The sequence below is a fragment of the Oceanobacillus limi genome (assembly GCF_900111445.1).
Lineage (GTDB): Bacteria > Bacillota > Bacilli > Bacillales > Amphibacillaceae > Ornithinibacillus > Ornithinibacillus limi.
Genome location: NZ_FOHE01000005.1, coordinates 157,710 through 177,511, shown reverse-complemented (window position 1 = coordinate 177,511; position 19,802 = coordinate 157,710). Strand labels below are relative to the sequence as shown.

Genomic DNA, 19,802 nt, shown 5'->3' with positions numbered 1-19,802 from the left:
ACATTCTTATCCAAAGTCCTTTATCCCCATTCTACCCTTTTATGTGTTTGCGAAATCAACGTTTTTGAACAGAAGAAAAAACAACTACATATTTGTAGTTGCTATGCAAAAGGGAATATTTCTTCTAGTATTTCGACCATTGACCTGTTTTCGAGTTGCTGATGATAATGGTCCACGGTACGATGATATCCTTTTTGTTTATCCACATCAGAGAAAAATGCTTTGATTTCGTCTTTCGCCGATTCACACGTTACAGGTTGTACAACACCCAACCGCTTTAACTGTTGTTCATTAATTTTTTCTTGACCAGGTAATGCATTACATACAAATATAGGCTTCCGCTTTATCAGACATTCACTGATGGTTACCCCACCAGGCTTTGTAATTACAGCATCTACCTGATTATAATAGGCATTCATTTCCTGTTTTCGCTCGATATATGGAATTGGTGTTACATCCATACGATTCGTTGCCTTTAATTGCTTGTAAAGTGATGTATTCTTCCCACACAAAACATAATAGTGCATCGCTTCGGAGGGTTCACTTAATATCTTCTCTAATCCTCCAACCCCTAAGCTTCCGCCTGTTACCAAAACCTGTAACTCGTTAGGATTCTTCTCTTTCATTTGAGTTGTATTGTTAAATTCCCGATGTACGGGTATCCCTGTAACATAAATACGTTTTTCGTCGACACCGAGCTTTTGGAGAAATTTCTTCACCTCAACAGATGGGACGAAATGATAATCAACTCCTTCTATACCCCATACTCGATTTACAAAGTAATCCGTGTATACATTTACAATGGTAGCCTGTAATTTTCCTTTTTGTTTTAACACGCTAGCAATATTAGATGGTAATGCATGTGTACAAAATAGAATTCTTGGCTCATGCTCTTTTAAAAGCCGTTTAAAAAAATTAATAAATAGTAGTTCATAAAGATAGTTACGATTTCTTTTATCTGCTTTTTTATACGCCATTTGATCGTAAATCCAATGGTATGCATTAGGAAGATTCTTTATCCAACGTAAATAAGTGCTTGAAACAACGGTTTCCATTTTGCCATAACTATAAGACAGAATATCAATTTTATTACACCGAACAGTATCCATGTAACTCATTAAATCTTCCATTAGTGCATCCGCAACATGATGGTGTCCTGTGGGGATTTGCATAAATGGCAAAAATAACGCATCTTGCTTTAGCTGTTGTTCCATGATGTTCAACTCCATCTTGCTGTTAGGCAATATTACTCCCTTCATTTACCAATGATATCGATGAATAAACCATGTTATAATCCGTTTTGGGGAGGAGATACAAAAATGTATATTTTATACACTATACTCGTTATCCTTTTAGGATATTTGATATATAAAGCAAACAAAAATACAAAAGATATTAAGATAACTAAAATTAAAATAGAATCAAATACTTCATCATCACCATCAAATCCATCATTTTCAATTCTTCAACTATCTGACTTACATTTAGAAAACATCTCAATTACGCCAACTGAACTAGCAAATAAAATTAAAAATGAAAAACCTGATATGATTGCTTTAACAGGCGACTTTTTAGACCGAAAGCGTACACTGCCCAAGCTTGTAGCTTATTTAGAAGTGTTACAAGCGTTAAAACCACCTCATGGAATTTATGCTGTCCTAGGTAACCATGATTATGTGTTAAAAAATGATGACTTAAATACACTTAAAAACCTATTAACAAAATATGATTGTCATGTACTCCAGAATGCTAGTGAAACAATTGAGATCAATGGACAAGTTATTAATATTATTGGCATCGATGACTATAGCACGAATCGAAGCAATTTACCTTTGTCATACCAAAACGTACAGGAAGGTATGAATATCGTACTAACACATGATCCAAACGTAGTACTAGAGATGAATGATTATCATTTTGATTATTTACTCGCAGGACATTTCCATGGTGGCCAAATCTGTTATCCAAAAGCATATCACCTCGTAAAGATGGGGAAACTTGCTCGCAACAACATTATTAAAGGATTACACATGCATAACAATTCACCATTTTATATTAGTGAAGGCCTTGGTCAAACTGGCGTAAATATTCGTATAGGAAGTCGTCCGGAAATTACATTCCATGACGTTGCCATCCAATCGAAAAGTGCTTAATTATTCGTTGCATACTTTTTGATTAAGTCATTTTTAGACATGAATAGATAAGCAGGCTCACCATGTTGGGAAGTACTTGCTAGAAGGTTTATTGGTGTAAAAGTTAGTTTTTTATACAAGCGATAATATTGATTTTTTATTCCAAACACTTCGAACCCTAAATGCTCTACACCTTTATGCAAGGTAGTAATCCCTATCACACCTTTTATATCCTCATTCTTAGGGTGTAAGTGGACATATTGAGCTAAAGTAGGGAGCGAACGCTTTACCATATGATAGATAAATACTGCTCGTCTTACTTCACTGTTAACGGACTGTATTTCATTTAAGATGCGAACATTGTGTAAATGTATTTTTAGCAAAAGATCATTTTTATGAATGGTTGTACCATCTTCCAATGTAACCGTCGATCCTTTATAGCGTGTTAATCGCACTCGAAAAACACAAGGTTTCTCATCGGAGTTTGGAAGATAGTTTAATCTTGTTAATGTATAATAAATGGGATCAATTGTATTCCACACACCTAATAGATAGCTCTTCATTGTCATTTCCTTTCACGAGTTTATCCATTAGTAGTTTGGTTAAATTGATACAAAAATATTTACAAAATAAGTTAAAAAGCGTGCTCTGATTCATAAAAAGAATCAAAGTACGCTTTTGATTATTGCCCACCAACTTCTGAGCCATCGTCTTTTCCATCTGCGGTTACTTTAATATATCCTACTGCACCTTTTGTAGCATGATTAAATTGATGGGTAACAAATGGATAAACTCCTTCTTCTTTTACCGTAAACTCAACAACTGCTCCACCACTTGCAGGTAGCATGACCGTTTGCATTCCTTCCATATGATTTGCGGGGTTTCCATCAATATAAACATCATCAAATATCGTTCCAACAACATGAAAACTGCTTACTTCATTTGGTCCCACATTGTTAACGAATAAACGAACCTTATCACCAACTTTTGCTAAAAGTGGTTCATTTTTCACTGCGGTAACTGTTCCATTCGTATTTGGTTGCCCTTCATCTAAAGCTTTTGTTGAGAAAACTACTTGGGAAGGTACACCATTTGTCATATCGTCTAGATCATTATAACGATACCACTCGTTTTGAATGATAGCATACTCTCTATCTACTTCATCATCTGTCGGGTATCCATCGTTTGGTTGAACGATGATCACTCCATGCATTCCGTTAGCAATATGCGATAAAACGGGATCAGTTCCACAATGATACATAAATACTCCTGGCTTGGAAGCTTGATACGTAAAAGTTCCTTCCTCATTCGGCATAACATCCGCAAATCCTTTATCTGGAGCAGTGTGTACTGCATGAAAGTCCATACTGTGAGGAATAGCCGGGTCTAAATTTTCAAGTGTAAAATGAATGGTATCCCCCTCATTTACGACCACTAACGGACCGGGAGCTTCCCCATTAAAGGTCCACGCCTTATAGTTATAACCTTTCTCGATTTCGATGTCTGTAATTTGGGAGGTCATTTTAATATAAACATCTGAACCTTTCCGTTCCATCTCTAAAGGAACTGCTGCATCATTTAAATTCTTATGTGCTCCAATTACCTCAGGGTCTTTCTCTTCTGCACTTACTGTTTCCACTGCATCTTCTTTTGGTGATATCTCTTGCTTAGATTCTTCTGTTTCATCAGCACATGCTGCTAATAATAAAACTGTTCCACTTAAACCTACTAATACCATTCGTGAGAGAAACTTGTTAAACATAACACTCACCTCATCAATTTATTAGATAAGTTTTATCGAATCCACTCTTTTAACATACCACTTATCTTTAATTCAATTTTAAGTTGATACCGCTTTCGCACCCGTGATTTGGCTCACTTAATTCATGTGCAATTATGAACAATCTTTGACACACAATATACACATTTTTATCAAGGTTATTACGGTATTAATAGTGGAAATAACTGGTTTGCAGAACTTGTTTTTTCTCATAATTATGTGAAATGTTCACATTTTGAGTTGCGATCCATTCTAAAGACACTGACTTACATAGTTAACCTTCAATCAATTGGGCTTACTGATAGGTACGTGCAGGTTTAAAATTAAAAATGGCTAGATGATTCATATTTAATCGATGATGCGACGTAAACTTTTAGTAAAACCTCCTTCCTTTTCCATCTTTCGAGAGTGCTAAAAATTTCGCTACGACAGAATACTCCGCTGTTGTAGTGGTTCATATTTCAGAGGAAGAAAAATCATGAACTCTATGACTTTATGATAATTACCAAGCCGCTATAGCGAAGGAAATACATGGAGACTCCTTGAAAAAGAAGACACTTTTTCTACGTGCGATGTGTCGCTGACGAAGCTTTCTTTGTCCTGTGGGAAAGCGAAGACGATGAGTCCCCACAGTGAGCGAGGGTACTACTTGAATAAACTTCTTTGTTCCCTTGCGCTGAGGAAGCCTGCTACAAAGAGTTACTGGAAGACACAGGCGCACTTGTTTTGCGAACGAGGAGGCTCAGCGCAAGCCCACGGAAAGCGTAGTGTATTTCCGTAGCGGTGTTAATAGCCACGTTACCTCATAAATTTTGAACAATAGAATTTGATAAATTACGTCGCATTATATATTATCTACACCACCTACGTAAAACAAAAAATCCCGAACTAATTCAATCCTAAGTAAGGATAAAACATAGTTCGGATTATTCTTTGATAATATACTATCGTCCTTGCAAAAAGTACTATTTATTACGATACGGTTTCGTAATAAAGATAAGGCCTAACTCATGATGATCTCCTTCATACAAGGCACTCTGTACAAAACGCACTTCACCAGCATCATCAATTACTTCCATTTTAAAAAACGCACCCGTTTCTTGTAATGCTTCATAAAACTGTTTTTCTGTAGATACTTTTTGTCCATTTACTTTGGTTATCATTTCTCCAATTAATATATTTAAGCGATCTGCAGGTGAACCAGGGATAATGGAAAGAATTTGTAATCCATTATCCACTTGACGAAAATAAGGTTGATTGCCATTGTCTTGAATACGATGTCGATAATTAATTATTTCTCTACCGATGATTCCAACAACGATGGCTACAATAGATAACCAGGAAATAAAAACACTTCCTATTGCAATAGCTGTGACAAGCAATGCTAGTACAAATACCGCTTTTGCAATCCTAACCCCAGCTTCATGTGGCAGGCTCCCCTTCACCAAGTGTTCAAAACCGATGAGAAATGGGATTAAGATTAAACTATATGCTTCTCCCCCAATAGTAATATATGGCCAGTAGGGAGCAAAAGGTGTAATCAATCCAGCGGGTACTAAAGTAAAAAATGGAATTACGGAAAGCTTTTTAATCCGATGTTGGCCTATCCAAGCACCGCGGCTACTTCGTATTAGTTCCGGAAAAGTTTCATTTCGATCCGTTTTCCGAAGTTGTTGCGCTTCAAAAATTAAAAACAGTCCCATTAAAATACTCAAGCCTGTAAAATTTGCTTCGGAAAATAAACCTTTATTAATTAAGGTTTGATACTCCATTACTGTTGGCATTAACAGTAATAATAGATAGGTAATACCAATTGAATAACTAGCTGATAATAATCCAAACCGTAAAAAAAGGCTTAACAAGATTACGACTACACTTAGTAAAATTAACGTTTCATAGGAAAAGACAAAACCAACTCCAACCATGAGGAGGGATATAAATAAACCAAACAACATGGAGGCAAGCCATGTATCCTTCCACTCCGAAAACAAATTAAATACCTTAACGCCAAAATTTAATCTGTCTCGTTTAATTCTTCGATATCCAACCAAGGTCATCAACAAGAATACCCAATATAATAAAGGGTTTAAAAATACCCTACCAATACCTTTTACAACTTCTATCAACCAAGATTCCACCATTACGATCACACTCCACCACGTTGCAGCTATTCTTTATCTAATTATCCATATCCATATATATTCGTTATGTGACTATATTTCTCCTGCCTATCTATGTAAAAACAGTGAAAAATCCGTGAGTTACGAACTCACGGATTTACATCGATTATTAATAAAGGACTTCTAACGCTTTTTCTAACTGCAAGTCATCCTTACCTTCACGAATGGTTTCAACTACTTGATATTCAATCATACTAGCTGTTTCTTGGTCAACCTCACCCGTATCAGTTAAATCATTTTCTTGCTGAAACTTGCTTACAGCATCCTCTGTTGACTTATCAAAATAACCGTCTGTTCTTTCCAGATTATAGCCTAATCCATCCAACATCTTCTGAATGTTTTCTATTTTATTATCGGATTGGTCATAACCTAAGGTTTCACCATCATCTAATTGAACTGGATTTGTATAGAAATAATCCGGCTGCTCTGTCTCCACTGTAGGTTCAACCCCTTCTTCGTGAATCCAGTTTCCTTCAGGTGATAACCACTTGAAAAATGTAAGTTTTACAGTACTACCATCTCCTAGAGGAACTGCTTGCTGGACGGTTCCTTTACCGAAAGAAGTAGTCCCTATGACATCATAGCCAGCTTCTTTCATCGCAACTGCTAAAATTTCCGATGCAGAAGCACTGCCCTCATTGACAATAACATTTATTGGATAATCTTTTTTCTTATCTAAATTAGAATGATATGGAGACTTATTTCCATCTCTATCTTCTATTTGCACATATGGAATATCTTTTGGCACAAAAAGACCTAGAATTTCTTCAACTGAATTTAACAATCCCCCTGGATTACCACGCACATCAATTACTAATCCTTCCATTCCATCATCCTCTAATTGCTGTAGTTGTTCAGCAAACTCAGCAGATGTGTTCTCAGAAAAATTCGTAATTTCAATAATTCCCGTTTCTTTACCATCTACCGTTTTCATTTCTGAATAAACCGTATCAACTGGAATCGTATCACGAATAATTGGAATATCAAATGCTTCCGATGCACCTGGTCGCATGATCGTAATGATTACCTCTGACCCTTTTTCGCCACGTATTTTAGCTACAGCTTCATTTAAATCTAAACCTTCTAATGATTCGCCGTCAACTTCTAATATCTGATCATTTGGCCTTAATCCAGCTGTCTCTGCAGGGGAATCTTTAATCGGAGCAACGATCGTTACATTTCCATTAACCATACTAACCTCTGCACCTATACCTTCAAAGGAAGATTCAATTTGTTCATCAAATTCCTTCATCATTTCAACGTCCATATAAGTACTATATGGGTCTTCTAATGTCGCCAGCATTCCCTGAATCGCACCTTCAATTAGTTGTTGGTCTTCCACTTCTTCCAAATAATTTTCTTGGATAATGTTAAATGCTTGGACTACCTTAGACATATGCTGTGGTGACTCGTTTGAAATTTCAACCTCAGCGTTCTCCTCATCTTCAACAGGAGATTCTGTTTCATTTGGTTCATCCTGATTAGAAGCAGCCATTTGAACACCTGTATACCCACCGGCAAAACCCAAAGCTAAGGCCGCAACTAGAATAAGGATAATATGTGCTAATTTTAATTTCATGTTTTCACCCCAAAAATTATGTTTAGTACATTTTATGTAATATAAAAAAGCATACCACTATATGCTTAAGTTGACTATGGATTTAACTTATTTATTTATACATAAGTATGAAAAAAGGCATCACACCCAGTGAAGGGGATGCCTTTTCAACTTAACGCAAATATTTCATCGGATCTACTGGATTACCATATCCTCCAATATGTACCTCAAAATGAAGGTGTGGTCCAGTTGAATTTCCTGTATTACCTGTTCTTCCAATGACTTGTCCTTGTTTCACTTCTTGTCCAGGTGAAACTGACATACTGCTCAGATGTGCCGATACGGTCGTATAGCTTTGACCATCAATGTAATGTGAAATGAAAATGGCATTTCCAAAACCACCGACCCACGCTGCACGACTAACTACTCCATCAGCAGGAGCTTTCAACGCAGTTCCTGTTCCTACAGCAAAATCAGTTCCTGAGTGTAATTTGTTTACATGTTTAATTGGGTGATATCTCATTCCAAATTGAGATGAAATTCTACCATTTGCTGGGTGAATAAAAATTCCATTTGGATTTCCTGAACTAGCTTGTTCATTATCATTTTTGTTCAATTGTTCTAACTCACGTTCTGCCATTGCAATTGCTTTTTGCTTTGCAGAAGCTTCTGCTCGTAGAATTTCTTGTTCCTCTTCTAGTGTAAGTTCAATTTCTTCTAAGTGCTCATGCTCTTCTTCTAGCTGAGCCATTAGTGATTCTTTTTCAGCCATTTGTTGATCAAGTTGTCCCTGTAGCGCCACTAGTTCTTCTTTTTGATTCTCTAATGCAAGCTTTTTATCTTCTACTTCTACTTTCTTTGCTTCTACTTCTGTTTTATTATCTTCGACCTGAGTTTTTTTATTTTCAACTGTGATACGATCTTCATTTAATGATTCCATGATTGCTTTATCTTGGTCCATCATCACATTAACAGCCGCAGTTCGACTAATAAAATCTGCAAAACTACTAGAGCCTAGCAATACTTCTATATATCTCATCGTACCACCATTTTTTTGGATCGCACGTAAGCGGTCCTTGAGTAAAGCTTCCCGCTTCTCTATCTTTTCTTCTAATTCCTTAATCTCTTCTTTTAACTCTTCAATTTCTTCCTTAAGCTCTTCGATTTTATTTCCTAAATCATCAATTTCCTTATTTGTATCATCAATTTCACTTTGTTTTGATTGAATAGAAGCCTGTGTGTCCGCTAATTGCTGATCCAGCGAGTTAATATCACTTTGAACCGAATTTTGCTTTTCTTTATTTTCTTCTAGCTTCTTTTCCGTATCGCTTTTTTCACTTTCTAAGTCTTTCTGTTTTTTTTCAATTTCCGACTTCTCTTTTTTAAGCTCATCTAAGTTTTTTGATTCAGCCGAAACAAGATCACCATGAATATTTGATGCAGACAATACTAATGCTGCAATAAGCAAAAAAGGTAATAATTTCTTCATCCCATCATTCCCCTCTCAACGAATCAACTTTGACTCTGTTCTAATTCATTACTAAACTTTTAAGAATTTACGTACACTCATGACACTTCCCCAAATTCCGATCAACGCTCCAATTCCTAGAATAATGAAGGAAAGCTGCCATGCAAATGGATTATATTGTAGTAAATCTACGAATCCTATAGCGCTAATTTCTGATATACTATTTTCAAAGAATTTATAGCCAGTCAGAATACCTACTATTGGAATAATCGACCCTAATACTCCCAGTAACATTCCTTCAATGAAGAATGGCCAACGAATAAACCCGTTTGTTGCTCCTACCAACTTCATAATTCCAATTTCTTTACTACGGGCCATTATTGTAAGCTTGATCGTGTTTGATATAAGGAAAGCAGCCGTTAATACTAGCCCTACAATTAATACAAATCCAATCGTTCTCGCATAGTTATTAAACGTGAAAAGATTACGGACGACTTCTTGTCCATAAGAAACTTCCTCGACATGATTAAACGCACTAATTTGATCGGCAATAATTTCTGTGTCCTGTGGATCAATAGCTCGAATAATGTACGCATGACTTAATGGATTTTCTTGTTCGAATAATTCCCACGACTCTCCACTTTCACCCATACCTTCAATTAAGCTTTTTAATTCCTCATCTTTAGAAGAAAATATAACCGTATCTACTTTTTGTAAGTCCTCAATTTCTTCTTTTAACGTTTTAATTTGTTCATCATCAGCTGTTGTGTCGATCATAGCCTTGATCACTACATCGTCTTCAATTTTAGTAGCCATATGGTTTAGGTTTAACATAATTGCCAAGAATGCTCCTACCAAAACCAATGTGACTGTAACAGCTCCTGCAGATGCAACCGTCATCCATCCGTTACGGAATAGGTTTTTTATACTTTCACGTAGATGTCTTTTTAATGTTCTAGCTTTCATAACCGTATTCACCTCGGTGTTGGTCTCTTACAATCAAACCATCTTCAATTGCAATAACGCGCTTTTTTATGGAGTTAACAATTTCTTTAGAATGTGTAGCCATCAAAATTGTTGTACCTCTAGCATTAATCTCTTCAAACACTTTCATTATTTCCCATGACGTCTCTGGATCTAAGTTTCCAGTAGGCTCGTCCGCAATAACAATCTTTGGATGGTTAACGATTGCACGGGCAATGGACACACGCTGTTGTTCACCACCAGATAACTCATCAGGTAAAAAACGGGCTTTATTTTTCAATCCAACTAAATCCAATACATCCATAACACGCTTACGAATATTTTTAGGGGATTCTTCGATTACTTCTAAAGCAAAAGCAATATTTTCATAGACTGATAGCTTGGAAAGTAATTTAAAGTCCTGAAAGATAACGCCTATTTCTCGACGAAAATGAGGGACATTCTTTTCTTTTAAATCACTTAAATCCATATTATTAATCATGAGTTGTCCACGGGTAGGTTCGACTTCGCGATACATTAATTTAACAAAAGTCGATTTTCCTGCTCCACTTGGACCAACTATATATACAAATTCACCTTGATTTATATCAACTGAAATTCCATTTAAAGCCGTTACCCCATTGGGATACGTTTTATATACATCTTTCATTATTATCATGTAAACTCACCTTTATTATTTGATATGTTTATTCATGCAGAGACTAAGTAGTACTTTAGCCCATATAAAAAAGTTCTTTTACATTATAACATTTTTCAGCAATATTTTTAGACATAAAATTATTACAATTATATTTCATCGGAGTTAACATTGGGTTGTTTTGTAATATTACGTCAATATTAAGTAGAATTTGTACTTGTATAGTACTTCGTATATTCTTTCAAAAATAAGGGGGATCACCTGAATAGAAAAAAAAAGCTTGATCCGTGTGAGATCAAACTTTTTCTAAAACTTTATTTCTTTTCTGCTAACCAATTTGCAAGTGTTTCAGCATCTTCAGGATCAACGTTTTGCGGCTGCATTGTACCAATACCTTCGTGGATAATCTCTTCAATTTCTTCTGCAGAATATTTTGATCCAATTGCAGTTAAGTCTTTACCAGCTCCACCGGATAAGTCTGCGCCATGACATGCGGAACAGTTTTGTTGATAAACCTCTTCAGCAGCAGAAGCTTCGGTTGTTTCTCCACCATCTCCATTACCACCTGAGTCTGCTCCATCATCATCTCCACCACATGCCCCAAGCACGAGGGCAGAACCAAATAAAATTGCAAACAGCCATTTTTTCATGTTAAATCCCCCTAACAAAATTTGTATAAATCATCTATCATGTTTATTATAACCCATTAAAAAAATAATAAAACCACGTGTTAAGCAACTATTTTGCTGTTGAGAATGCTAAAACCAGGCGTGCCAATGATTTTAGCAAATTGTGGCAAATTCATGAAATTATCTCAAACACAAAAAAACGCTGAATCCCTTGTTACGCAAGGAATCCAACGTTTTTTAAAAGCGTGACATTAATCACATTTTCAATCGTAAATAAGCATCGATAAATGGATCTAAATCTCCATCCATTACCCCTTGTGTATTCCCAATTTCCATATTTGTGCGATGATCTTTAACCATAGAGTACGGATGGAATACATAGGAACGAATTTGACTTCCCCAACCAATTTCTTTTTGCTCTCCACGAATATCAGCTAGCTCTTGCTGTTGCCTTTCAATTTCGAGCTGATATAACTTTGCTTTTAACATTTTCATGGCTGCTTCTCTATTTTTAATCTGGGAGCGTTCATTTTGACATGTAACAACTGTATTTGTTGGAAGGTGGGTAATACGAACAGCAGAATCTGTTGTATTAACATGCTGCCCACCTGCTCCACTAGCCCGATACGTATCAACCTTAATATCTTCCGTTCTCACTTCAATGTCTACATCATCTGAAAGCTCAGGCATCACTTCACAAGATGCAAATGATGTATGGCGCCGTCCCGAAGAATCAAAAGGTGAAATGCGTACCAAGCGATGGACCCCTTTTTCTGCTTTCAAATATCCATACGCATTATGCCCTTTAATAAGCAACGTAACACTTTTAACTCCTGCTTCATCGCCTGGTAAATAATCTAAGGTTTCCACAGAAAATCCTTTTGAATCCGCCCATCTTTGATACATACGAAGGAGCATACTAGCCCAATCTTGTGACTCTGTTCCACCTGCACCGGGATGAAGTTCCAAAATAGCATTATTTGCATCGTATGGTTCACTTAATAGCATTTGCAATTCAAAATTATTAATTTCTTGCCGAACAGCTGTAACTTCGTTATTTAGCTCTTCATATAACTCTTCATCATTTTCTTCTTTTACCAATTCATAGTTGACCTCTAAATCGTCAATCCGTTCCGCTATTTCATCAAATTTATTTACATAACTTTTTAATCCATTGGCTTCGTCAATTACTTTTTGTGCCGTATTTTGGTCATCCCAAAAACCCGGTTCGGTCATTTCTAATTCCAGCTCTTGAATACGTGCATTTTTTGAATCTAAGTCAAAGAGACCCCCTAAATTCCGCTACACGCGTATTCATTTTATCTAATTCATTTCTAATTTCTGCAAGTTCCATAAATAGTCACCTCAACGTTAAATTCTGTTTAAAGGAAATACATTACTTCTATGCTTCATACCTAGACACGTGACATGGTCAGCATTCTAGGTGAACACACTTCAACTGTCATTGAAAACACCCCCAAGATTTTGGGAGTGTCCAATATGTCATTACGGCTAATTACTACCATGACAGTTTTTAAATTTCTTACCACTTCCACACGGACAAGGATCATTTCGACCTACATCCTGTTTCTTCACATAAGGCTTCTTCGTCTTTTTCTTCTCTTCTTGTCCACCACCGGAAACTGCTTGCGTATTTTTCACAACTGCTTGGCGTTTCAGATTGTCACGAATTTGTGCTTTCATAATGTACTTCGCAACTTCTTCTTCAATACTTGCAACCATTTCTTCGAACATCGAGAAGCCTTCTAATTGATACTCACGCAATGGATCGTTTTGTCCATATGCACGTAAATGAATTCCTTGTCGTAATTGATCCATTTGATCAATGTGATCCATCCACTTCGTATCAACCGTACGCAATAGAATAACTTTTTCAAACTCACGCATTTGCTCCTCATCAAGTTCTTCCGCTTTTTGATCATATCGGGTACGAACCTTATCCATGATTAATCCAATCATTTCCTCTGGTTCTTTACCTTTTAGATCTGACTCAGCAATATCTTCTTGTTCCAGCAGATTTCCATGTAGGTATTCCACGATTGCTTGAATATCCCATTTCTCGTCATCTTCGTCCTGAGTATGCGTTTCTATCACTCGTTGTAAACTAGACTCGATCATATTTTCAATAATCTCACGGAGTTCATTGCCTTCTGCGTCAATAACTTCAAAGCGTTGTTTATAAATGATCTCACGCTGCTCACGTAATACGTCATCATAAGAAAGTACGGTTTTACGGGCATCAAAGTTGTTTCCTTCTACACGTTTTTGCGCAGATTCAACGGCACGTGAAACCATCTTACTTTCTATTGGTTGCGTATCGTCCATACCTAACTTATCCATCATATTACGTAAATTATCAGAGCCAAACCGACGCATTAACTCATCTTCCATGGAGAGGTAGAATTGCGATAAACCTGGATCTCCTTGACGTCCAGAACGTCCCCGCAACTGATTATCAATACGTCTTGACTCATGACGTTCAGTACCAATAACAGCGAGACCACCCAATTCCTTAACACCTTCACCAAGTTTAATATCTGTACCACGACCAGCCATGTTGGTCGCAATTGTAACAGCACCCTTTTGGCCAGCATTTTCAATGATTTCGGCTTCGCGATAGTGGTTCTTCGCATTAAGAACATTATGCTTCACACCAGCTTTTTTCAATAGCTGGGAAATAACCTCTGATGTTTCAACAGCTACCGTACCCACAAGTACAGGTTGACCAGCTTGATGGCGGTCTTTAATATAGTCTACCGCTGCATGGAATTTTCCTTCCATTGTTTTATAGATCATATCAGCTTTGTCATCACGAACTACTGGTTTATTCGTTGGAATGGCAATAACATCCATGTTATAAATATTGCGGAATTCTTCTTCCTCTGTTTTTGCTGTACCTGTCATACCGGATAGCTTATTATACATACGGAAAAAGTTTTGGAATGTAATGGATGCCAATGTCATGCTTTCATTTTGAATCTTCAAGCCTTCCTTCGCTTCAATCGCCTGATGAAGTCCGTCACTATAGCGACGTCCTTTCATTAATCGTCCAGTAAATTGGTCGACAATCACAACTTCTTCATCTTGCACAACATAATCCGTGTCTCGATGCATGGATACGTGCGCTTTTAGTGCTTGGTTAATATGGTGTGTTAATGATACATGATTTAAATCGAATAGGTTTTCAATATTAAAATAACGTTCTGCTTTATTGATGCCTTCCTCGGAAAGCTGTACTCCTTTTGTCTTTTCATCAAACGTATAATCCTCTTCATGTTTCAAGGTTGCGACAAAAGCATTTGCTTGAGTATATAAAGAAGCCGATTTTTGTGCAGAACCAGAAATAATTAATGGGGTACGTGCTTCATCGATTAAAATGGAGTCAACCTCATCAATAATCGCAAAATTTAGTGGCCGTTGTACCATTTGTTCTTTGTATAGCACCATATTGTCACGTAAATAATCAAAACCAAATTCATTATTGGTTCCGTACGTAATATCAGCATAATATGCTTCTCTTTTTTCTTCCTTAGATAGTCCATTTCCATTTAGGCCCACCGTAAGTCCAAGAAATTCGTATAACTCACCCATTTCTTTTGCATCACGATCAGCTAAGTATTCGTTAACCGTTATAATGTGAACGCCTTGTCCAGACAAAGCATTTAAATATGCTGGCATTGTGGAGGCAAGTGTTTTACCTTCCCCTGTTTTCATTTCAGCTATATTTCCATGATGTAAGGCGATTGCCCCCATTAACTGTACTGGGAATGGACGCATATTTAATACACGCTTGGAAGCTTCACGTACGACTGCATATGCTTCAACAAGTAAATCGTCCAAGCTTTCCCCATTATTATAACGCTCTTTAAATTCATCCGTTTTTTGTTTTAGCTGATCATCGGATAGCTTTTCCATTTCAGGTTCTCGCAACTCTATCTGATCAACTACTTTTTGTATTCGTTTAAGTTCTTTTTGATTTGGATCCCCAAATATTTTTTTTAATATTCCTGCCATACATGAACGCTCCTCATAATAGAAAAACTTATCATTTTTTATACTACTTTACCTTGTTATGTAAGTACATTTATCCATATTTTATAATAACACTACTTCATCAAATATGACAACACTTGCCCTATGCTGCAACTTTTAATATATACAGCTTCACCCACATCAATTCAACGAAACAGAAAAAGACGATCCCTTAAGTTGGGACCGTCCATTCCGTAAATTTAGCTATGCGGTTCAATTAGACCATATCTACCGTCTTTTCTGCGATAGACAACATTTGTATCTCCTGTTACAGCATCTTTATAGACATAGAAAGTATGTCCAAGCATATCCATTTGTAAAATGGCTTCTTCTGAATCCATTGGTTTCAAATCAAAACGTTTTGTACGTACAATTTCTAATTCATCTGATTCTGTCTCTTCGTTTTCTAGTGCAACTTCTTTTTCTAATTCCGCAAAAACATGTTTTGGAGCACCATTTTGACGGAATTTACGATTTACTTTCGTTTTATATTTTCGAATTTGTCTTTCAAGCTTATCTACTACTAAGTCAATTGCGGCATAAAGATCTTTGTGTTGAACTTCTCCCCGTAATAACAATTCAGTCATCGGGATCGTAACTTCTATCCGTTGTTCATCATTATAGACACTTAAATTCACATGTACATCTGAGGTTGGTGTTGTATCAAAATATCTTTCTAGCTTGCTGATTTTCTTTTCTACGTACTCACGTATTGCATCAGTCACCTCAATATTTTCGCCACGAATGTTGAATTTCATAAAAGTGTCCTCCTTTGTATCTTTATATATATATTATACTATATTTCCCAATAAAATTCCTGCATAAACTAATAATCTTTTTATGTCATAGTAATAGTTTCCCGAACAATGCTTCTATTAAACGGTTTTCGTTAATAGCTTCACAAAAGATTCATGTTTTGAGTATAAAAAATCCCACTTTATTAGTGGGATTTAATTATTTTTTACGATCCATAAACATACCGTCTGCGGTCTGAACCTTGTCATATGGATTAATATATGTTTTGTTTGACTTCTTTTGTTTTTTCGACTGCTTCATTTCCTGTTTCAAATCATCAAAGATAACGCGCATTTTCGCTTCAATATCTTTGTTGAGTGGAATAAGCTTTTCACCGATTAACTTTTCCTCAGCAGAAAATGGAGGCTTCGCTTCATGCATTGCATTTCCACGTTTGTCAATCAACTGATTGATTTGTTCAATTACAGCTTGTCGGTTTTTGGCTGTAATGTCTTGATTGACTATTTCGTTTAACTGAAGCGTGATGTCATAAATATCTTTCATGCGATTCATTATACATGTGCACCCTGAGCAAATTTTTGTTGACGCGTTTTTTGAATAACTTGTTTCCATGTGTCACGGAATTCAATAACAAATCCTAAAACTTCTTCTAACTTTGAAACGTCATTTTTAATATTCGCTTCTTTAAGTTGATAATGCATATATTCGTAGAGTGGTAGAATTTGTTTTGAGATCTCGACCTCTTGATCCAAAGTTAACATCAACTCTTGAATAATGTTTTGTGCTTTTTGGATATTCGTATTTTTTGCCTCGTACTTGTTTTCGTTCATGTCTTTCATCGCTTGTTTAATAAACTTAATGCAACCGTTGTATAACATTAATGTTAGTTCGCCACCTGAGGCCGTGTTAACGGAATTATTTTGATAGGTTTGATAACCTTTATTAAGTGCCATTTTAATACTCCTTTGTTCAGAAATTGGAGAATGACGATTACATCATTCCTCCACCAAATTGTCCCATTAACTGCGCAGATTGTTGGTTCATTCTAGAAATTGCTTGTTCCATTTGACTAAATTGTTTCCAATAACGATTCTCGACCTGCATCATACGTTGTTCAAAATCATACATCCTAGTACTCAATTCCTTCAACCGTTTACCTAGAGAATAGTTTTCCAATGTACTTGTTGATTTTCCAGCTTTATTTTCTATTCCAGCCATTGCTCGATCGAGGGAATCTTCCAAACGATTTACCAATCCCCTACTTGGATCTTCTTTATCTTCCGTACTATTGGAGAACAGTTTCATTACACCTTCTGGATCTTCGCGTAATGCATCTTTTAATTCTTTTTCATTAATTTCTAATTTACCACCATCTAAATAGTTAGCCGATGTATTGATGCCAACTTGCGTTAAGGAAGTTATATTTCCACCAGTCTCAACCTTGGAGTACCAATCATTTCGCATGGAATAAAGTCCACTTGTTAGAGCTGTTTCTCCTCTAAGTATCCCACTCTTTGCTTTCTCTTCCCAAAGTTCTATTTCCTCTTCAGACATTTCTTCTTTTTGTTCAGAAGTTAGTGGTTTATAGTCATAGTTCTTTTTCTCTTGTTGAGATCCGTTTATTGCTTCAACAATTTCATTGTACTTATCAACAAATCCTTTAATTTTATCATAAGCTGCGTCTACGTTGTTATCGACGGTTAAGCTGGCACTTCCCGTATTCTTGAAGTCTAATGTGATGCCGTTTAGGTTATATGAGTTTGTTTTGGATTCCATGACAACATCACTATTGTTATACCTAAAAGTAGCGTTCGTTCCACCAGATTCGCCTTCTAAACCTAATCCTATATTATCAAAAAATGAACCTGTTCCAGTTTCGAAACCAATTTCATTACCACTGAATTCAGTAGTTGAGTTATAATCCCCTGTTCTAGTAGTCTCCATAATTACTCTTCGTGATGTACTATCAAAAAAAGCTTTTACATTGTTATCTTCATCTGTTATTTTTTTTAAAATATCGTTCAAGCTATCATCTGTAGTTACGTCTATTTCACTTTCAGTCATTTCCCCTAAACTTTCATCATAAGTGAAAATTGAGATTTGACTTCCGTTATAATTGAATGCTGCATCTGGGTCTACGTCATCTGCTAATTTATCTCCAATATTAATTGCAGAACTCGCTAAACTATCCACCTGAATATTATAGGAACCATTCTGCGCACTCGTACTGGCTGTACCTGTAATTGCACCTTCATTCGTTGAACTAACTGCCTTTGACTTATATGTAGGACTCATCTTCATATCGAATATCAGTTTATCGAATTCGTCCATTTTTTGATAGATTTCGCGATACCCATCACGTTTCCACTCTAGTAATGACTGATCCTGTTCCATTTTTTCTAATGGTTTTCTTTCCGCTGCCATTAGCTGACTTACTAAAGAATCAATATCCATTCCTGATGCTAGTCCACCAACTCGCATTGACATATACATACACTCCTAAATTTTTTCATCAATTATAAATCCCATAAGTTCCGCCATCTCAGCATACATATCCAACATTTTTTTGGATGGTATTTCCTTAATTACTTCATCTGTGTTTTTATCAATCAATGTTACATAATACTCTTGTAATTTCTCATGGTATTCAAATTTGATATTTGCTTGCAGTGGTTCGATAAATTCATTCATTTTATCAACAACTGTATCAATTTTTTTTGTGTTATTATTAAACTTATCTTTAAATAAATCCTCTTGACGGCTTCGTTCCTGCTCGACAGTTTTTGATTTACTTGCTATCTCTTTGTTGTGGTTACTGTTCTGCAAGGGTTTAGAAGCAGTTGAAATTGAATCTAATCGCATCCCCCAGCAACTCCCTTTGTTTTTTATATTATCGGTTCAATACATTGAAATGTTTAACTCTAAAAGAAAATCTATTCCTTATTTTCTAAAAGCCTTAATAAATCAGATGATATATTCGCAGCTTCACTATTTTGTTCCGTAATTGCCATATATATCTCTTTTCGATGTATATCAACTGATTTAGGAGCGTTTATCCCTAACTTAATTTGATCCCCATCAACGGAGAGTACTTTAATTTCAATATCTTCACCTATTTGAATCGACTCATTGCGTTTTCGAGTTAGGACAAGCATCATTACTCTCCTTTCCTATTCGAAGATCCAACCGGTGTAATGGAAGCATTTGTTGGATAATGATCCATATTTAATATGTACTGCTTTCCTAGTTTATTGGTACTATTCAATATTAGTGGTGCTTTAAGGTTCATTGTACTATTTGCAAATGGCTCCTTCAATGTGACAATCGAATACACAACTACCTCTTGTTTGTGTTTAATATCTATGCTTTCCAATAGGTTATCGTCCAATTCAAATTCATAGTCCTTATAAAAATGATATGGATTTGTTACTACAAACGCTATGTTTATAGAAGTAATTGATTGCAAAATTTGAAATACCGAATTACCAGGTAGATCAAGTAAAATAAATTTAGTTTGATCCACAAATCCAGGTAAACCCGAGGGGAATTGGATAACATTTGAATCATCTATTTCCAATTCACCTAAATACTTAGTTTGTATTTTCATTATTTCAACACCTTTTTT

Annotated in this window: 19 protein-coding genes; 1 reads left to right on the top strand and 18 read right to left on the bottom strand. The window is 36.0% G+C overall.

From position 1 onward, the window contains the following. Positions 1-101: 101 nt before the first annotated feature. On the bottom strand, positions 102-1,229 hold the full coding sequence (locus BMX40_RS07625) for an MGDG synthase family glycosyltransferase (protein ID WP_244513425.1): 1,128 nt from the start codon (positions 1,227-1,229) through the stop codon (positions 102-104). A 90-nt stretch (positions 1,230-1,319) separates the two neighbouring features. On the opposite strand from BMX40_RS07625, the gene BMX40_RS07620 reads away from it, so the two are divergent. Continuing rightward, on the top strand, positions 1,320-2,153 hold the full coding sequence (locus tag BMX40_RS07620; RefSeq protein ID WP_090868472.1) for a metallophosphoesterase: 834 nt from the start codon (positions 1,320-1,322) through the stop codon (positions 2,151-2,153). On the opposite strand, the gene BMX40_RS07615 is transcribed toward BMX40_RS07620, so the two are convergent. From BMX40_RS07615 to fliW, 17 genes are all read right to left on the bottom strand, one after another. Further along, positions 2,150-2,695, bottom strand: a complete 546-nt coding sequence (locus tag BMX40_RS07615) for a YkoP family protein (RefSeq protein WP_090868470.1) — start codon at positions 2,693-2,695, stop codon at positions 2,150-2,152. The genes BMX40_RS07620 and BMX40_RS07615 overlap by 4 nt on opposite strands. A gap of 119 nt (positions 2,696-2,814) precedes the next feature. Continuing rightward, the gene (locus BMX40_RS07610; RefSeq protein WP_244513423.1) at positions 2,815-3,894 is read right to left on the bottom strand and encodes a multicopper oxidase domain-containing protein; all 1,080 of its coding nucleotides are present in this window, start codon (positions 3,892-3,894) and stop codon (positions 2,815-2,817) included. Between the two features lie 983 nt (positions 3,895-4,877). Continuing rightward, positions 4,878-6,038, bottom strand: coding sequence for a PDZ domain-containing protein (locus tag BMX40_RS07605; RefSeq protein WP_244513421.1), 1,161 nt, complete (start codon positions 6,036-6,038; stop codon positions 4,878-4,880). Positions 6,039-6,201: 163 nt separating this feature from the next. Continuing rightward, entirely contained in the window at positions 6,202-7,671 is a 1,470-nt protein-coding gene (locus BMX40_RS07600; protein WP_090868465.1) for a S41 family peptidase, read from the bottom strand. 151 nt (positions 7,672-7,822) lie between these two features. Further along, positions 7,823-9,139 (bottom strand): murein hydrolase activator EnvC family protein, encoded by a 1,317-nt coding sequence (locus BMX40_RS07595; RefSeq protein WP_090868463.1) that lies wholly within the window; start codon positions 9,137-9,139, stop codon positions 7,823-7,825. A 51-nt stretch (positions 9,140-9,190) separates the two neighbouring features. Continuing rightward, complete coding sequence (gene ftsX, locus BMX40_RS07590) at positions 9,191-10,084, bottom strand: permease-like cell division protein FtsX (RefSeq protein ID WP_090868461.1); 894 nt, start codon at positions 10,082-10,084, stop codon at positions 9,191-9,193. Continuing rightward, positions 10,074-10,760, bottom strand: coding sequence for a cell division ATP-binding protein FtsE (gene ftsE / locus BMX40_RS07585; protein ID WP_090868460.1), 687 nt, complete (start codon positions 10,758-10,760; stop codon positions 10,074-10,076). Before ftsE ends, ftsX begins: the two co-directional genes overlap by 11 nt. Positions 10,761-11,053: 293 nt before the next feature. Then, positions 11,054-11,389 (bottom strand): cytochrome c551, encoded by a 336-nt coding sequence (gene cccB / locus BMX40_RS07580; RefSeq protein WP_090868458.1) that lies wholly within the window; start codon positions 11,387-11,389, stop codon positions 11,054-11,056. A 234-nt stretch (positions 11,390-11,623) separates the two neighbouring features. Beyond that, a protein-coding gene (gene prfB / locus BMX40_RS07575) for a peptide chain release factor 2 (RefSeq protein WP_139177919.1) occupies positions 11,624-12,722 on the bottom strand; the annotation gives its coding sequence in 2 pieces (ribosomal slippage) (positions 11,624-12,649 and positions 12,651-12,722; 1,098 coding nt in all). Between the two features lie 158 nt (positions 12,723-12,880). Beyond that, entirely contained in the window at positions 12,881-15,403 is a 2,523-nt protein-coding gene (gene secA / locus BMX40_RS07570; protein WP_090868457.1) for a preprotein translocase subunit SecA, read from the bottom strand. Positions 15,404-15,621: 218 nt separating this feature from the next. Then, positions 15,622-16,179, bottom strand: coding sequence for a ribosome hibernation-promoting factor, HPF/YfiA family (hpf, locus tag BMX40_RS07565; RefSeq protein ID WP_090868454.1), 558 nt, complete (start codon positions 16,177-16,179; stop codon positions 15,622-15,624). 196 nt (positions 16,180-16,375) lie between these two features. Beyond that, positions 16,376-16,729, bottom strand: coding sequence for a flagellar protein FliT (gene fliT, locus BMX40_RS07560; protein WP_090868452.1), 354 nt, complete (start codon positions 16,727-16,729; stop codon positions 16,376-16,378). Then, positions 16,729-17,130: a flagellar export chaperone FliS gene (fliS, locus tag BMX40_RS07555; RefSeq protein WP_090868449.1), complete on the bottom strand. Its 402-nt coding sequence runs from the start codon at positions 17,128-17,130 to the stop codon at positions 16,729-16,731. The genes fliT and fliS overlap by 1 nt, the downstream gene beginning before the upstream one ends. Before the next feature lie 37 nt (positions 17,131-17,167). Beyond that, the gene (locus BMX40_RS07550; RefSeq protein ID WP_090868447.1) at positions 17,168-18,664 is read right to left on the bottom strand and encodes a flagellar hook-associated protein 2; all 1,497 of its coding nucleotides are present in this window, start codon (positions 18,662-18,664) and stop codon (positions 17,168-17,170) included. A 12-nt stretch (positions 18,665-18,676) separates the two neighbouring features. Next, the gene (gene flaG / locus BMX40_RS07545; protein ID WP_090868445.1) at positions 18,677-19,039 is read right to left on the bottom strand and encodes a flagellar protein FlaG; all 363 of its coding nucleotides are present in this window, start codon (positions 19,037-19,039) and stop codon (positions 18,677-18,679) included. A 71-nt stretch (positions 19,040-19,110) separates the two neighbouring features. Further along, positions 19,111-19,332 carry a carbon storage regulator CsrA gene (csrA, locus tag BMX40_RS07540; RefSeq protein WP_090868443.1) on the bottom strand — a complete coding sequence of 74 codons (222 nt, stop codon included), beginning with the start codon at positions 19,330-19,332 and terminating at the stop codon, positions 19,111-19,113. A 2-nt stretch (positions 19,333-19,334) separates the two neighbouring features. Continuing rightward, entirely contained in the window at positions 19,335-19,784 is a 450-nt protein-coding gene (gene fliW / locus BMX40_RS07535) for a flagellar assembly protein FliW (RefSeq protein ID WP_090868441.1), read from the bottom strand. Positions 19,785-19,802: the final 18 nt, after the last annotated feature.

Coding starts and splice junctions, on each gene's coding strand:
- BMX40_RS07610 (WP_244513423.1), bottom strand. CDS start 3,894: ATGTTTAACAAGTTTCTCTCACGAATGGTATTAGTAGGTTTAAGTGGA.
- fliW (WP_090868441.1), bottom strand. CDS start 19,784: ATGAAAATACAAACTAAGTATTTAGGTGAATTGGAAATAGATGATTCA.
- fliS (WP_090868449.1), bottom strand. CDS start 17,130: ATGGCACTTAATAAAGGTTATCAAACCTATCAAAATAATTCCGTTAAC.
- ftsX (WP_090868461.1), bottom strand. CDS start 10,084: ATGAAAGCTAGAACATTAAAAAGACATCTACGTGAAAGTATAAAAAAC.
- fliT (WP_090868452.1), bottom strand. CDS start 16,729: ATGAATCGCATGAAAGATATTTATGACATCACGCTTCAGTTAAACGAA.
- BMX40_RS07600 (WP_090868465.1), bottom strand. CDS start 7,671: ATGAAATTAAAATTAGCACATATTATCCTTATTCTAGTTGCGGCCTTA.
- csrA (WP_090868443.1), bottom strand. CDS start 19,332: ATGCTTGTCCTAACTCGAAAACGCAATGAGTCGATTCAAATAGGTGAA.
- BMX40_RS07550 (WP_090868447.1), bottom strand. CDS start 18,664: ATGTCAATGCGAGTTGGTGGACTAGCATCAGGAATGGATATTGATTCT.
- secA (WP_090868457.1), bottom strand. CDS start 15,403: ATGGCAGGAATATTAAAAAAAATATTTGGGGATCCAAATCAAAAAGAA.
- cccB (WP_090868458.1), bottom strand. CDS start 11,389: ATGAAAAAATGGCTGTTTGCAATTTTATTTGGTTCTGCCCTCGTGCTT.
- BMX40_RS07625 (WP_244513425.1), bottom strand. CDS start 1,229: ATGGAGTTGAACATCATGGAACAACAGCTAAAGCAAGATGCGTTATTT.
- BMX40_RS07615 (WP_090868470.1), bottom strand. CDS start 2,695: ATGAAGAGCTATCTATTAGGTGTGTGGAATACAATTGATCCCATTTAT.
- BMX40_RS07620 (WP_090868472.1), top strand. CDS start 1,320: ATGTATATTTTATACACTATACTCGTTATCCTTTTAGGATATTTGATA.
- hpf (WP_090868454.1), bottom strand. CDS start 16,179: ATGAAATTCAACATTCGTGGCGAAAATATTGAGGTGACTGATGCAATA.
- ftsE (WP_090868460.1), bottom strand. CDS start 10,760: ATGATAATAATGAAAGATGTATATAAAACGTATCCCAATGGGGTAACG.
- flaG (WP_090868445.1), bottom strand. CDS start 19,039: ATGCGATTAGATTCAATTTCAACTGCTTCTAAACCCTTGCAGAACAGT.
- BMX40_RS07595 (WP_090868463.1), bottom strand. CDS start 9,139: ATGAAGAAATTATTACCTTTTTTGCTTATTGCAGCATTAGTATTGTCT.